We start from the raw sequence: 14,049 nt of genomic DNA on the forward strand, positions 1-14,049 counted from the left end.
GGATCAGCCTCGCGTCAGCTTCTTGTACGTGGCGCGGTGCGGACGGGCCGCGTCCGGACCGAGGCGCTCGATCTTGTTCTTCTCGTACGACTCGAAGTTGCCCTCGAACCAGTACCACTTGGAGTCGCCCTCGTACGCCAGGATGTGCGTGGCGACGCGGTCCAGGAACCAGCGGTCGTGGGAGATGACCACCGCGGCGCCCGGGAACTCCAGCAGGGCGTTCTCCAGCGAGGACAGGGTCTCGACGTCGAGGTCGTTGGTGGGCTCGTCGAGGAGCAGCAGGTTGCCGCCCTCCTTGAGCGTCAGCGCCAGGTTGAGGCGGTTGCGCTCACCACCGGACAGGACACCGGCCGGCTTCTGCTGGTCCGGGCCCTTGAAGCCGAACGCGGAGACGTACGCCCGCGACGGCATCTCGACCTGGCCGACGTTGATGTAGTCCAGCTCGTCCGAGACGACGGCCCAGAGGGTCTTCTTCGGGTCGATGTTGGCCCGGCCCTGGTCGACGTAGGAGACCTTGACCGTGTCACCGATCTTGATGGAGCCCGAGTCGGGGCTCTCCAGGCCCTGGATCATCTTGAACAGCGTGGTCTTGCCCGCGCCGTTCGGACCGATGACGCCGACGATGCCGTTGCGCGGCAGCGTGAACGACAGGTCGTCGATGAGGACCTTGTCACCGAAGGACTTGGCGAGGTTCTCGACCTCGACGACGACGGAACCGAGCCGCGGGCCCGGCGGGATCTGGATCTCCTCGAAGTCCAGCTTCCGCATCTTCTCGGCCTCGGCCGCCATCTCCTCGTAACGGGCGAGACGGGCCTTGGACTTGGTCTGCCGGCCCTTGGCGTTGGAGCGGACCCACTCCAGCTCCTCCTTGAGCCGCTTGGCGCGCTTCTCGTCCTTGCGGCCCTCGACCTTGAGGCGGGCGGCCTTCTTGTCGAGGTACGTGGAGTAGTTGCCCTCGTACGGCAGGGCGCGACCGCGGTCGAGCTCCAGGATCCAGTCGGCGACGTTGTTCAGGAAGTAGCGGTCGTGGGTGACCGCGACGACGGCACCGGCGTACTTGGAGAGGTGCTGCTCCAGCCAGTTCACCGACTCGGCGTCGAGGTGGTTGGTGGGCTCGTCGAGGAGCAGCAGGTCGGGGGCCTCGATGAGCAGCTTGCAGAGCGCGACGCGGCGCTTCTCGCCACCGGAGAGGTTGACGACCGCCCAGTCGCCGGGCGGGCAGCCCAGCGCGTCCATGGCCTGCTCCAGCTGAGCGTCCAGGTCCCAGGCGTTGGCGTGGTCCAGGTCCTCCTGGAGCTTGCCCATCTCCTCCATCAGCGCATCGGAGTAGTCGGTCGCCATGAGCTCGGCGACCTCGTTGAAGCGCTTGAGCTTGCCCATGACCTCGGCGGCGCCGTCCTGCACGTTCTCCAGGACCGTCTTCGACTCGTCGAGCTGGGGCTCCTGCATGAGGATGCCGACGCTGTAACCGGGCGAGAGGAACGCGTCACCGTTGGACGGCTGCTCCAGGCCCGCCATGATCTTCAGCACCGTGGACTTGCCGGCGCCGTTGGGACCCACGACACCGATCTTCGCGCCCGGCAGGAAGTTCAGGTTGACGTCATCGAGGATCACCTTGTCGCCGTGCGCTTTGCGCGTCTTGCGCATGGTGTAGATGTACTCAGCCAAGAGAAACCGTCCGGCTATCGATGTGTGGGCAGATACACCCCATCTTGCCTGACGTCCGTCCCCGGACGGAAACCAGCCCGTTGGACGCCGCCCATGTCCCGGACCCGCGCCCGGGCCCGCGCACCGGGCCCTCCGGGCCCGCCCCCCAGGGCCGGCCCCGCCCCTCCCCGCCCCCGTTCGCCGGTGGCGCCCCGGGCACGCCGACGGCCCCGGTACGCGTACACGTACCGGGGCCGTCACCGAGCGGGCGTGACGCCACGCTCGCCGTTCGTCACTCCGCGATCACCGAATCACCGGGGTCACCCGGATCACCGGAATCACGGGATCGCGGGGATCACTCGAATCGCGGAGTCACAGGCTTGCCGCAATCACTGCGCGGAGGGCTGGGCCTTGCGCCTGCGGAGGAGGAAGACCGCGCCGCCGCCGACGACGACGAGGGCGATCGCGACACCGGCGATGACCGGGGTGGCGCTGGAGCCACCGGTCTCGGCGAGGTCACCCGCGGAACCGGTCGAACCGCCGCCGGAGGTGGCGGGGGCCGGCTGGCCCTCGGTCTGGGTCTCGTGGCCGCCGTTGCCGCCGGCACCACCGGTGCCGCTGCTGCTGGTCTTGCAGTCCAGGACGCCCTTGAACGTCTTCGAGAAGCCCTCGGGGCCGGTGACCGTGATGTCGTACGCCTGGTCCTCGGCGACCGGGACGGTCACCGTCTCGGACTTGCCCGCCTCGACGGTGTGCTTCTTCCCGGCCAGCTCGAAGGTGAAGGCCTCGTCGCCCTTGTTGCTCGCCGTGACGTCCACGCCGCCCTTGACGCAGTTCTTCTCCGCCGAGACGGCCGGGATCGCGCCCTGCTTGGCCCAGGTCGCGGTGGCGGTCGCGGAGACCGTGGAGTCGCTGGAACCGGCCAGGATCATGGTCTGGCTCTTGGTCGCGCTGGCGAAGGCCCGGCCCACCGGCACCGAGGTGGTGGCCTGGACGGTCAGCGAGGCGGAGCCGTCGGCGGTGCCCGCCGGAACGTCGAAGTACAGCTCGCCGCCGTTGACCGCGGAGGTGAGGGGCTTGCCGCTCTTGTCGGTGACCTTGACGCCGCTGGCGGCGTCCACGGGCGGGGTCACGGTGGCCTGGCCCGCGTTGGTGTGGACGGTGATCGGACCGAGGCGCTGGCCGGACTTGCCGGAGACCGCGGCCTGGTCCAGGACGAGGGACGCCTTGGGCTCGGCCTGGTCGACGGCGCTCTTCTCCAGCCAGTCGGCCAGCTTCTCGGCCGCGGCGTCGGTCGCCTCGACGTCCACATTGTCCGAGTAACGCCAGATGGCGACCTGGGTGCCCGCGGCGGCGGTCTTCTCCGTGAGCGGGCCGGTGCCGGCTTCCTCGGCCAGTGCCGCGAGGTTGTCGACCTTCGGGTAGGAGTGCTCGAGAATCCAGCGGATCTTGCCGGCGTTCTTGTTGGCGCCGAGCGAGGTCTGGCCCCAGGGCGTCTCCAGGTACTTCGCCCGGTTCTGCGTGGGGTTGTGGATGTCGATGCAGTACGTCTTGAGCTTGCCGCCGCCGTCGACGGTCATCTCAAAGACCCCGGCGGGCAGCTGCTGGTTCCTGCCACCCGCGTGGAGCACGGCACGGTCATAGGTCTTCAGACCGTCCAGGACCGCGGCGGCGCCGCCTTGATGCTGCGGCGCCTCGTCGGCGACCGCGCTGCCGGCGCCGACGAAGGCGCCTGCCATGACCAGACCGGACGCCACCACCGATGCGGCCAGTCGGGCCATGCCCCGCCGCCGCGCGGAATCAGGTGCCTTCAAGGAAGACGAAACGGTCGCTGAATCAGCAGAAAACACAGAATTCCCCTCCGGGCGGAACCCTCCGCGCCTGCTGCGCGTGTGGGGATTGTCCCGCCAGTCGACTCAAGTGCCCCGTGAGTACGGGGGAATCCTAAGGACGAAGCGATGAACAGTCCCCCGTCACAACGTCATATAACCATTCCGACTCAGAATCGTTATGGCCGGTGCGCCTCATTGACGCCCCGCCCACCCCCGCACACCCCACGTCCGAGCCCGCCACCCCATCACCATACGAACCGTTCACGTCACCAACACCAGCGTGTCACTGTCTTTCTGGCGATCCGTCACACGCTTGCCCCGCTGCAGCACGGCACGCCCGCCGCCCTCTCCGCGCACAGTACGCCGAGTCCGTTCGGCCCGTTCGGCCCGCTCACCCCCTTCGGTCCGGTCGGCCCGCCTTTCCGGCCCGACCGGCCCTTCCCGACCGGCCGCCGCTCCCGATACGGGTACCTCTCCCGATACGGGTGCCTCTGCCGAACCGGCCGCCTGTCCCGGCCCGGGCGCCCCTCCCGATCGGGACCACTCTTCCAGCCCGGGGGCCGCCTCGGCCCCGAAGGTCGTTTCCGCCCCGGGGGCCGCTCCCTGCGTGAGCGCCGCTCCCGACCAATCCGGTTCGTCCGCGCGCACCGAAGCACCACCCACGCCACCCGCATCACCCGCATCACCCGCACCGCCCGGCACCGCACTCCCCATGCGCACGTCGATCCCCGGCCCACCCCTCATCACCCGCCGGAACGCCGATGTCCCCCGCGTCAGATCGTGCCCCACGGCGACCGCCTCGACGTCCACGAACGTCCTGTGCCGGCCTTCCCGTTCCTCCTCGCGCACCTTCAACCTTCCGTGCACGACGAGTGGTTCACCCACGGCGACGGAACCGGACAGATTCGACGCCAACGCCCGCCAGGCCCACACGGTGTAGAAGCTGGTGCGCCCGTCCGTCCAGAGTTGCTTCTCACGATCCCAGCGGCGCGGTGTCACCGCGAACCGGAAACGTGCCATCCCGCCGGTGGCGGTCTCCCGGTACTCCACCGCCGTCGCCGCGTTGCCCACCAACGTCACCAAGGTGTCGTTCATGACTCCGCCTCCCCTTCGGTCCTCAGTCCTCCGTCCACGGGGCCGCGGTCATCGACCACCGGTCGTGGGCCGTCGGCTCCGGCGACCGCGTCCGCGCGGTCACGGATCCCAGGTTGAAGGAGAGGCGGAAATCCCGCTGACGCCTGTGGACTACCGAACAGTTGTGGAAAACTCCGTCACCGCCACGTATCGCTCCCGCACCTCGCGGTACCGCACGAGCTCAGCCGCCACCGGGTCGAGCACCCTCGCCCGCCCGCAGGCCGCCGCCGCTTCCCGCAACCGCCGCTCGGCCTCCTGCCCGTACCGCCGCGCGGGCCCCCGCGCGGCGGCCGCGCACGACCACTCCACCAGCGGCCCCCCGACGACACCCGCCAGCGTCACCAGGGCGGGTGCGAGGAATCCCGGGTCGAGCACACCGGCGATCCGGCCCATCAGCCAGAGAACGCCGAAGACCTGCAACAGCGTCATCGACACCTGCGCCAGCACGGCGGCGGGCCACCATCCGGGCCGTGGCGGCCTGGGCCGTGTCGTCGAAATGTCGCCTGCCGCGCGACCACCGTGCCCGGCACCGGACCCGCCGAGCACTCCGGCCGCCCTCGTCATCGCGGCTCTCAGCACCCCCGTCGAACCACCCGCACGACCCGCACCGCCTGCACCATCCGCACTCCTCCTGTCACCCGCGCGGCCGACCCCGCTCGCACCGTCCGACGCATCACCCGGACCAGCAGACTCAGCCGAACCACCCGCATCGCCGCCACCCGCATCGCCGCCACCCGCGTCGACGCAGCCCGCACTGTCCGCACTGTCCACCCCGACCACGCCACCGGAGCCGCCCGCCCCGTTCTCCCCCATGACGCTCGTAACGCCCGTGGCACTCGTGACCAGTCCGTCCAGCGCCTCCGGCAGACCCCGCGCGCCGGTCACCGCCGCCTCGCGGACCGCCTGTGCCCAGGGGGCCGGCAGCCCGCGGGCGGCCTCGTCCGCCAGGATCCGTACCGCCTGCTCGACCCCCTGCCGGGCGGTGAGCCGCTCCTCCGGCGAGGCGGGCCCCGCCGGGCACTCCGGACGTCCCGGCCGCCGCGTGGACTCGTACCGGCGCCACAGCCTCAGCCATGGCGTGCCGCACGCCCGCCCCGCGTTCCCGCGCCACTCCCGCTCGGCCGCCTGGCCCGCCGCTGCCGCCCCGACGGCCTCCGCGAGCCTGTCGGCGAACTCCTCCCGCGCCCGTTCCCCGAGACCGGTCCGGCCCTCGGCGACGTACAGCGGGCGGAGCCTGGCCGCGGCGGCGTCCAGGTCCGCGGAGAGACGGAGCGCAGCCGCCCTGCGCTCCTGGACGAACCGGCCGAGCAGGTCGCGCAGTTCGCCCACGCCCTCGCCGGTGAGCGCGGACAGGGGCATGACGGTGGCACCCGGTTCACCGTGTTCGCCCAGTGCCATGCCGTCCTCGTCCAGCAGCCGGCGCAGATCGTCGAGGACCTGATCGGCGGCGTCGCCCGGCAGCCGGTCGATCTGGTTGAGGACCACGAAGGTGATTTCGGCGTGCCCGGCGAGCGGTCGCAGATAGCGCTCGTGCAGGGCCGCGTCCGCGTACTTCTCCGGATCGACCACCCAGATCACCGCGTCTACCAGGGCGAGCACCCGGTCGGCCTGTTCGCGGTGCCCGGCCGCCGCGGAGTCGTGGTCGGGCAGGTCGACGAGGACGAGCCCCTGAAGCGCCTCGTCGGCGCCCGCGGCACCCTGCTGCGGGCGCCGCCTGAGCCGGCCGGGAATGGCGAGCCGGTCGAGCAGTCCGGCGGCCCCGTCGGTCCAGGAGCAGGCGAGGGGGGCGGAGGTGGTCGGCCTGCGCAGCCCGGTTTCGGAGATCTGGGCGCCCGCGAGCGCGTTGAACAGGGTCGACTTGCCGCTGCCGCTCGCCCCGGCCACGGCGACGACCGTGTGCCGGGAGGAGAGCCGACGCCGGGCCGCCGCCTCGTCGAGCACGCGCCCCGCTTCGGCGAGGGCGTCCGCGTCGATCCGGGCCCGGGACAGCCCGACGAGTTCGCGCAGCGCGTCGAGCCGTGGCCGCAGCGGCCCGCCGGACGGGACGTACGCCTCGACCTGGGGTGCCCGCATGTCGTCGTCCGGGCCGGTGCCGGGCTCGTCGGACACCGTCCTGACGGCCGCGCGACGGGCGATGAGCCCGTCGTTCCAGCCCGCCATCGCCTCCGGGGCGTCCACGCACCCCTCGACCGGACGGCCCGGACTCGATCGGTCCTGACCGGCGCCCGGCCGGCCCTGGTCGTCGTGCGGGCGCTCCCGACCAGGATCCGCGTCATGAGAACGGTCGGGACGGGGACGTCCGGGACAAGAACGGTCAGGGTGAGAACGCTCGTGGTCGTCGGGGGACGCGGTACCGGCGCCCCGGCTCGCCCCCTCGTCGATGACGGCAGTCAACGCTGCCACCTCTCCTTCTGCAGTACGGACAGCGCGGCGATGAGTTCGGCCTGTGGTTCCGGGGCGACGTCGAGGGCGTCGAGCGGGGCGAGCCGTCGGTCGCGTTCCCCGTCGAGCACCCGGCCGAGGCAGTCGGTGAGCAGTGCGCCGCCCCTGTCGCGCAGCCGCAGCGCGCCCTGGGCCCCGATCCGCTCGGCGAGCTGCTCCCCGGCGGCTCTGGTACGCCGACCGCCGAGCAGGGCGGCGGCCAGGAGCACCGCCACCGTCTCGGCGTCGGGCGCGGTGTTGCGTTCGAGCCGGCGCACCTCCTCCTCCTCCGCCAGTTCCTCCAGCACGCGCCACCACCGCCGTACGGCCACGGCGATCCGGCCCTCGACGTCCTCGGCCGGTCCCCATCCCCCGGCCTCCCGGCCGGCGTCCCCGTGGCCGAACGCCCCGGCCGCGGGTTCGCGCCGCCAGGCCGCACGGATCTGCTCGTCGGCGGCGGCGACGGCGCACCGCAGAAGCGCGGCGAGGCTTTCCACCAGCGATTCGAGGAGTTCCTCGGAGGTGCTGTACAGGGGGTATCCGCGCCACCGGGTGCGGGCCTCCCCGGCGAGCACGCCGCCGTCGCGCAGCCGCCGTTCGACCCGCTCCGCCTCGGCGCGGTACGCGTCCTCGACGACCGCGGTCAGTCGCACCGCCGCCGCGTACTGTGCCGCGACGGCCCCGGCCAGCGCGGGCAGCCGGACGTCCAGCGAGGCGATGACCCCGGCCGCGGTGCGCCCGACGGCCTGCTGGCGGGCCGCCGGGTCCTGGGCGCGGTGGCTGAGCCAGGCCCGGAGCGGGGCGACGGCGGTGGTGGGCAGCAGCCCGCTGCCGCCGCCCGCCGATTCGGGCAGTTCCGGGATGGTGAAGCGCGGCACCTCGCCGAGGCCCGCCCGGGTGAGCAGCGCCCCGTACTGCCGCGACACCTCGGCGATCACCTGGTGCGGCACCCGGTCGAGGACGGTGACGAGCGCGGCGTCGTACTCCTTGGCGGTACGCAGCAGATGCCAGGGCACCGCGTCCGCGTAGCGCGAGGCCGTGGTGACCATCACCCACACGTCCGCGGCGCAGATCAGCTCGGCGGCCAGCACCCTGTTCCGTACGACGAGCGAGTCGATGTCGGGTGCGTCGAGCAGCGCCAGCCCGCGCGGCAGCCCGGTGGCGGTCTCGACACGCAGCGTGGTCCCGTCCTCCTCGTCGTCCTCGGCGTCGTCGAACCCGCCGAGGTCATCGGCCCCGCCGAGACCACCGAGTGCGCCGAGGCGTTCGCGTCCGCCGGTGCTCCGCGCCTCCTGGGGCGGCAGCCAGACCCTGGTGAGCTGTGGCAGCACGCGCGTCCCCGCGAACCAGTGGTGATCGTCCGGGTGGCAGACGAGCACGGGCGTGCGCGTGGTCGGCCGCAGCACCCCGGCCTCGCTGACCAGCCGCCCCACCAGCGAATTGACCAAGGTCGACTTCCCGGCCCCGGTGGACCCTCCGATCACGGCGAGCAGGGGCGCTTCGGGATCCTTGAGCCGGGGAAGCAGATAGTCGTCGAGCTGGGCCAGCAACTCGCTCCGGGTCCGGCGGGCACGAGCGGCCCCCGGCAGCGGAAGCGGAAGACGCACGGCGGCGACACGGTCGCGCAGGGCGGAGAGTGCGTCGATGAGCTGAGGCCGTACGTCCAAGGTCACCACATGCGAAGAATGCCCAATTTTGGAGCCTTTTTGAAGCGTATAGCGACCCCTGCGCGCCGGTTCCTCCGCAGAATTCAAGTCAGGACAGAGGGGACGAGTGGGGCGCAGGCATAACGAGTGCACAACACCCGGGGCGTGAGGCGTAAAAAGCGATGCGCGAATCCGGTCCACCTGCGATTATCGGTTCGCTTCACCGAACCTCCACATCGTGCCACGCAGGTGAAGCAACCGGTACGAGGCGATCGGAGCCCTATCCTTGTTCCGGCAGGTCACCGACCGGCCCGGCCCAGGGCTCCAGGCCACCGAGGCCACCACCACCGGCCCCCGTAGCTCAGTGGATAGAGCAGGTGCCTTCTAAGCACTTGGCCGCAGGTTCGAGTCCTGCCGGGGGCGCACCGGGACAGACCCTCCTTCGGGAGGGTCTTTTTTTCGGCCAGGAGTGAATTTCGGTCGGGGACGGGGCCGCGGGGGCACGAACCACGGGTGGCTGAAAATGTACGGCTGAAACCGGTTGTGGACGGCCCCCGGCGGCCGTTCGGCCCGAAGCGGCCCGGTGGTGATCCGCGCCGGGACCGGCGCCGGGACCGGAGGGCCTGGGCCGGGGCGAACTCATCGGGCCGGGGGCCGGCCGCCGTCCGGTCGAGCGCCGGACGTCTCCGGCGAGCGGGCGTCCGCGGTGTGCAGATAGTGCCGGGGCGTGGTACCGATGGCACGGCGGAAGGCGGCGAGGAAGGCGCTGGGCGTGGCATAGCCGACGGCATGGGCCACTTGGGCGACCGGGCGGCCGTCGGCGAGCAGTGGCAGGGCGGCGCGCAGTCTCAGTCGGGTGCGCCAGTGGTCGAAGCTCATCCCGGTGTCCTGGACGAAGAGCCTGCTCAGAGTCCGGCGGCTGGTGCCGACCGCACGGGCGAGCGCCGCCAGCGTGCGCGAGTCGGCAGGGTCGTCCAGCAGCAGTGCGGCCACCGCCCGCGCACGGTCGTCGACAGGTTCGGGCACCGTGATCGGCGAGTTGGGCAGTGGATGGAGCAGGTCGAACACCACGCCCTCCGCGCGGTGCCGCGCGTCCGGTGCGAGGTCGTCGCGTCCCAGGTGGGCCAGCAGCCGGGCCAGCAGTTCGCCGACGCCGACCGCGACCGGCGTCGACCAGTCCAGCGGGCAACGAGTGGGGTCCAGGTACAGGCTGTGGAAGAGCGTGTCGCGCGGCGCACCGGTCCGGTGGACGGTTCCGGCCGGGATCCACAGGGCACGGGTGGACGGCAGCACCCAGGTGTCGTCGCCGACCGTCACCCCCAGCACTCCCCTGGTGGCCCAGGCGAGTTGGTGCTGCGGGTGCTCATGCGCCCCGAACCAGTGGCCGGCCGGGAGCGGGAAGGCTCCCACCAGGATGGCCCCCTCCCCCGCGCCCCGCTCCGCCGCGAACGCCGCACGAGGAGCCCGTCGGCCGCCAGGCCCTGAAGAGGTCACCCGTCAACTCTAAGGGCTGTCCCGCAACCCCTGGCGGGCACACGACGACAGCTACGGCACCTCGCCGCGTTGTCGGAACGCCCGCATGCATCCAGCATGCGGGCGCCCCTCCGCCTTGCGGCGGACCGCATCCGACGCCGCGCGCCGATCCACCAGGGATTACGGGACAGCCCTCAGGGGCTTCCCTCGAACTGCCGCCTGCCGTACGACGGTTCGAAGACAGACCCTGGAGCGGACGTTCCCCGGGCGCTGGCCTCTGTGCGACATCCTCTGGCCCGAGCGGGTCTCGCGGCCGGCGCGCGGCCTTCCTAGGGTCGTGCCATGCCGATGAATTACCTGCATCGCAAGATCTGCAGCTCCGCCCGCTGGGCCGCCGACGTGGCGGACCGCATGCCGGAACAACTGGCCGGCGTGGAACTCGGGGACGACGTCCTGGAGATCGGTCCCGGCTTCGGAGCCACCACCCGGGCGCTGGTGTCCCACACCGCGAAGTCGTCCGACACGACGAAGCTGACCGCCGTCGAGATCGACGAGGCTTCCGTGGCCCTGTTGCGTGCCGAGTTCACCGACCGGGTCGAGATCGTGCACGGCGACGGCGCCCGACTCCCCTTTCCGGACGGACGGTTCTCCGCCGTCGTCTGCTTCACCATGCTGCACCACGTGCCCTCCACCGGCCTTCAGGACGCCTTGTTCGCCGAGGCATGCCGTGTGCTGCGGCCGGGTGGGGTGTTCCGCGGGGTGGACAGCCGGCCCAGCCTGCGCTTCCGGCTGCTGCACATCGGCGACACCATGGTCGTGCTCGACCCCGTGACACTGCCCGGCCGCCTGCGCCGGGCCGGCTTCGAGGAAGTCGCGTCGCAGCACCAGCCCGGTCGGCAGATCCGTTTCCTGGCCCGCAAGGCCTGACCTCGCGGCCGGCGCCCCGGCCGACGGCCGTCCGCCCACAGTTGCAAAGTTTCGCAATTCGTATAATCGGCAGTTACCGTACCGGGGTGATCGCGAATCTGCCGCCCTGTCCCAAGTGCTCGTGCGAGTACACCTACGAGATGAACGCCCTGGTGGTGTGCCCCGAGTGCGGCCATGAGTGGGTCCCCGCCGAGGGCGACGCCCAGGACGAGGGCGCCTCCGGGGAGCGGGTGATCAGGGACTCCGTCGGCAATGTGCTGAAGGACGGGGACTCCGTGGTCGTGGTCAAGGCGCTCAAGGTCAAGGGCAGTCCGTCCGGGATCAAGGCCGGTACGAAGGTGCGCGGCATCCGGCTCGTCGACGGGGTCGACGGGCATGACATCGACTGCCGGATCGACGGGTTCGGGGCCATGCAGCTCAAGTCCGGCGTGGTCAAGAAGGCCTGATCCCGATGTGTGACCGGTCCCGCCGGGGAGCGGCGGGACCGGTCGCATCCGCGGACGGGGCCGGTCGCGTCGACGGGTGGCCGGTCGCGCCGACGAGCGGTCGGTCAGCGGTTGAACGACGAGCCGAGCCCCGCTTTCGTCGGGGTGGTGCCCAGCGTCCCGTGGCCGAAGGTGAACGACCCCTTGGCGGTCGGGCCGGAGGCCGTGGTCGGAAAGACCCAGAGGGAGCCCGCGTCGGCGTTCTCGCCGGGGGCGCCGACGAGCAGTTCCGCGCGGCCGTCGCGGTTGGCGTCGACCAGGGTCGCGGCGGCGCCGAAGCGGTCGTTCGGCTCGGCGACGCCGGGGACGTCCGCCGTGTCCTGGTTGAAGCCCACCGTGCCCTTGCCGGTGGGGCCGGACGCGGTGCCGGGGAGGACCAGGACCGAACCCGCGTTCTTCGTCGTGCCCAGGTCCTCACCGGGTACGCCGACGGCGATGTCGCCGTAGCCGTCGCCGTTCACGTCCCCGATGGAGACGGAGGCTCCGAATCCGTCGGACCGTTCGGCGGCGCCCGGGACGCCGGGGCTGTCCTGGTTGAGGACCTGGGCCCGGTCCCCCCGCGGGCCGGTGGGACCGCCCGGCACGTAGGTGATCATGCCGCCCTTGGCGAGCGGGAGGTCCACGTCGCTGTCGTAGCCGTCGACCGGGCGGCCCACGACGAGGTCGGCGTACCTGTCGCCGTTCACGCGGCCCGCAGCGATGGTCTCGCCGCCCTGGAGACGGGAGCCGTCCGCGCGGTCGACGACGGTGTACTCCTCGCTCGGGCCGGTGGCGCCGCCGCTGCGGATCAGGATGCGCCGGGCGTCGTACTCGTCGCCGTCGTGGACCACCGCGGCCAGGTCGTCGCGGCCGTCGCCGTCGAAGTCGCCCGCGGTGATGTCGAGGTAGCGCAGGTCGTCCATGTCGCGGATCACCCTGACGGGGGCCGCCGGACCGCCGTCGCGCCCGAACGGGCCGGACAGGACGTGCGTGTCGCCCTGTCCCCTTCCGAGAGTGACGACGTCGACGGCCCCGTCGCCGTCGAAGTCGCCCACGGCGGTCCGGGTGCCCATCCCCTGATACTGCTCGTCGCCGGTCAGCAGCGTGGCACCGCCGGACAGGCCCCGCGGGCCGCCCCAGATCACGGTGAGCGAGCCGGCCTCCTCGGTGGTGCCGGCCGACTCCCCGGGCGCGCCGATCACGAGGTCGTCGTACCCGTCCCGGTCGAGGTCGGCGGAGACCAACGAGCTGCCGAACGCGTCACCGGGCTCGGCCCCGTCCGGGACGCCGGGCGAGTTCTGGGTGAGGACCTGCTTGGTGGAGGTCTTCGGACCGCTCGCGGATCCGTACACCACGCCCACGTAACCTGCCCCGGCCTTGCCGTCGACGGTGGCACCGGGCGCGGTGAACGCCACGTCCGGGTAGCCGTCGCCGTTGAAGTCGTTCCGCCCCGGCGGCTGGGCGGGGGCGGACGCGCCGGGCGCGGATGCGACGGTCTCGACGGGCACGGCGGGTGCGGCCGTCGCGGCGGCGGCCGCCGTGGCGGCGAGGACGACGGTGGTTCCGAGAACAGCAGCGGTTCCGAGGACGCGGGATGTCACGTCGATTCCTTTGTTCGGGCATGAATATCGGATGTGAATACCGACACTCCACCCATTCGGACCGGCGGCCGGACGCGTTGGTTGCGCGGCCCGCCGTGACCGTCACAGCTCCTCCACCCGTACACAGCACCTCGCCCACAGAACGGCCGTCCGAGAAGGCGGAACGATCATCGGCGAAGGCGGAACGGAAGTCCGCGAGAAGGCCCGTCGGCCAAGGGCCGTCCCGTCGGCCCCGGCGGGCGCCCGAGGTCGGCCGCGGCACCTCGCCGCATTGCCGGAACGCCCGCATGCCTCCCCGTACACGGGCGTCCCTCCGTCCTGCGAGGCACCGCATCCGACGCCGCGCGCCGATCCGCCACGGATCACGGGGCGGCGCCCTCAGACGACGGCCATCGCGGTCAGCAGGACGAACGCCGCGAGGGAGAGTGCGGTCCGGATGCGGTGGAGGCCGTTCCAGCGGGCCTCGAACGCCGCGCGGGCCGCCCCGTCGTCGCCGTCGCCCTCGGATTCCGCGAGCGCCTTGTTCAGCGGGATGTTCCCGGCGATCGTGACGAGGTGGCTGCCGAGTGCGCAGGCCAGGGCCGCCACCGCGCACGCCCGTTCCGTGCCGCCGGTCCCGGCGCCGCTCGCGAAGGCGGTGACGACGACGGCCGCCGGGAGGACGACCACCCCGACGAAAAGGACCAGGAAGAGTGGGCCGGGCACCTTCTCGTTGAAGCGGCGCATCGCGTCCGCGAACCGCTCGTCCGGCAGCAGCGCGATGCCCGGCATGATCGCGACCAGGAACGTCAGCAGGGATCCGGCGTAGATACCGGTCGTGATCACCGCGAATATCAGGAAGAGGGAGGGCATGGCCTCCATCATGGCCACGGCGGGCGGCGCGCACAGCCGGTTTCCGCGGGAG

9 protein-coding genes, 1 tRNA gene and 1 pseudogene are annotated in these 14,049 nt (G+C 72.0%); 3 read left to right on the top strand and 8 right to left on the bottom strand.

The window, feature by feature from the left end:
* Positions 1 to 3: 3 nt before the first annotated feature.
* From ettA to AB0E67_RS10090, 5 genes and pseudogenes are all read right to left on the bottom strand, one after another.
* On the bottom strand, positions 4 to 1,668 hold the full coding sequence (gene ettA, locus AB0E67_RS10070; RefSeq protein ID WP_362023358.1) for an energy-dependent translational throttle protein EttA: 1,665 nt from the start codon (positions 1,666 to 1,668) through the stop codon (positions 4 to 6).
* Positions 1,669 to 2,036: 368 nt separating this feature from the next.
* On the bottom strand, positions 2,037 to 3,428 hold the full coding sequence (locus AB0E67_RS10075) for an LAETG motif-containing sortase-dependent surface protein (RefSeq protein ID WP_362023361.1): 1,392 nt from the start codon (positions 3,426 to 3,428) through the stop codon (positions 2,037 to 2,039).
* Positions 3,429 to 4,226: 798 nt separating this feature from the next.
* A pseudogene (locus AB0E67_RS10080) lies at positions 4,227 to 4,574 on the bottom strand (single-stranded DNA-binding protein); the annotation flags it as partial.
* 150 nt (positions 4,575 to 4,724) lie between these two features.
* Positions 4,725 to 6,686, bottom strand: a complete 1,962-nt coding sequence (locus tag AB0E67_RS10085) for a GTPase (protein ID WP_362023645.1) — start codon at positions 6,684 to 6,686, stop codon at positions 4,725 to 4,727.
* A 317-nt stretch (positions 6,687 to 7,003) separates the two neighbouring features.
* The gene (locus AB0E67_RS10090; protein WP_362023647.1) at positions 7,004 to 8,701 is read right to left on the bottom strand and encodes an ATP-binding protein; all 1,698 of its coding nucleotides are present in this window, start codon (positions 8,699 to 8,701) and stop codon (positions 7,004 to 7,006) included.
* Between the two features lie 329 nt (positions 8,702 to 9,030).
* Here AB0E67_RS10090 and AB0E67_RS10095 point away from each other — a divergent pair.
* Positions 9,031 to 9,103 (top strand) — tRNA-Arg (locus tag AB0E67_RS10095).
* 216 nt (positions 9,104 to 9,319) lie between these two features.
* On the opposite strand, the gene AB0E67_RS10100 is transcribed toward AB0E67_RS10095, so the two are convergent.
* On the bottom strand, positions 9,320 to 10,093 hold the full coding sequence (locus AB0E67_RS10100; RefSeq protein WP_362023650.1) for a helix-turn-helix transcriptional regulator: 774 nt from the start codon (positions 10,091 to 10,093) through the stop codon (positions 9,320 to 9,322).
* 402 nt (positions 10,094 to 10,495) lie between these two features.
* On the opposite strand from AB0E67_RS10100, the gene AB0E67_RS10105 reads away from it, so the two are divergent.
* Both AB0E67_RS10105 and AB0E67_RS10110 read left to right on the top strand, forming a co-directional pair.
* Positions 10,496 to 11,080 carry a class I SAM-dependent methyltransferase gene (locus AB0E67_RS10105; protein WP_362023364.1) on the top strand — a complete coding sequence of 195 codons (585 nt, stop codon included), beginning with the start codon at positions 10,496 to 10,498 and terminating at the stop codon, positions 11,078 to 11,080.
* A gap of 86 nt (positions 11,081 to 11,166) precedes the next feature.
* Positions 11,167 to 11,526 carry a zinc ribbon domain-containing protein YjdM gene (locus AB0E67_RS10110; RefSeq protein WP_362023367.1) on the top strand — a complete coding sequence of 120 codons (360 nt, stop codon included), beginning with the start codon at positions 11,167 to 11,169 and terminating at the stop codon, positions 11,524 to 11,526.
* A gap of 104 nt (positions 11,527 to 11,630) precedes the next feature.
* Here the strand turns inward: AB0E67_RS10110 and AB0E67_RS10115 are convergent, their stop codons facing one another.
* Positions 11,631 to 13,145, bottom strand: coding sequence for an FG-GAP repeat protein (locus AB0E67_RS10115; RefSeq protein WP_362023370.1), 1,515 nt, complete (start codon positions 13,143 to 13,145; stop codon positions 11,631 to 11,633).
* A 378-nt stretch (positions 13,146 to 13,523) separates the two neighbouring features.
* Entirely contained in the window at positions 13,524 to 13,997 is a 474-nt protein-coding gene (locus tag AB0E67_RS10120) for an anthrone oxygenase family protein (RefSeq protein WP_362023372.1), read from the bottom strand.
* Between the last annotated feature and the right edge of the window lie 52 nt (positions 13,998 to 14,049).

The organism is Streptomyces sp. NPDC032161, assembly GCF_040636995.1.
GTDB lineage: Bacteria > Actinomycetota > Actinomycetes > Streptomycetales > Streptomycetaceae > Streptomyces.

Coding starts and splice junctions, on each gene's coding strand:
- AB0E67_RS10075 (WP_362023361.1), bottom strand. CDS start 3,428: ATGGCCCGACTGGCCGCATCGGTGGTGGCGTCCGGTCTGGTCATGGCA.
- AB0E67_RS10085 (WP_362023645.1), bottom strand. CDS start 6,686: ATGCGGGCACCCCAGGTCGAGGCGTACGTCCCGTCCGGCGGGCCGCTG.
- AB0E67_RS10105 (WP_362023364.1), top strand. CDS start 10,496: ATGCCGATGAATTACCTGCATCGCAAGATCTGCAGCTCCGCCCGCTGG.
- AB0E67_RS10120 (WP_362023372.1), bottom strand. CDS start 13,997: ATGCCCTCCCTCTTCCTGATATTCGCGGTGATCACGACCGGTATCTAC.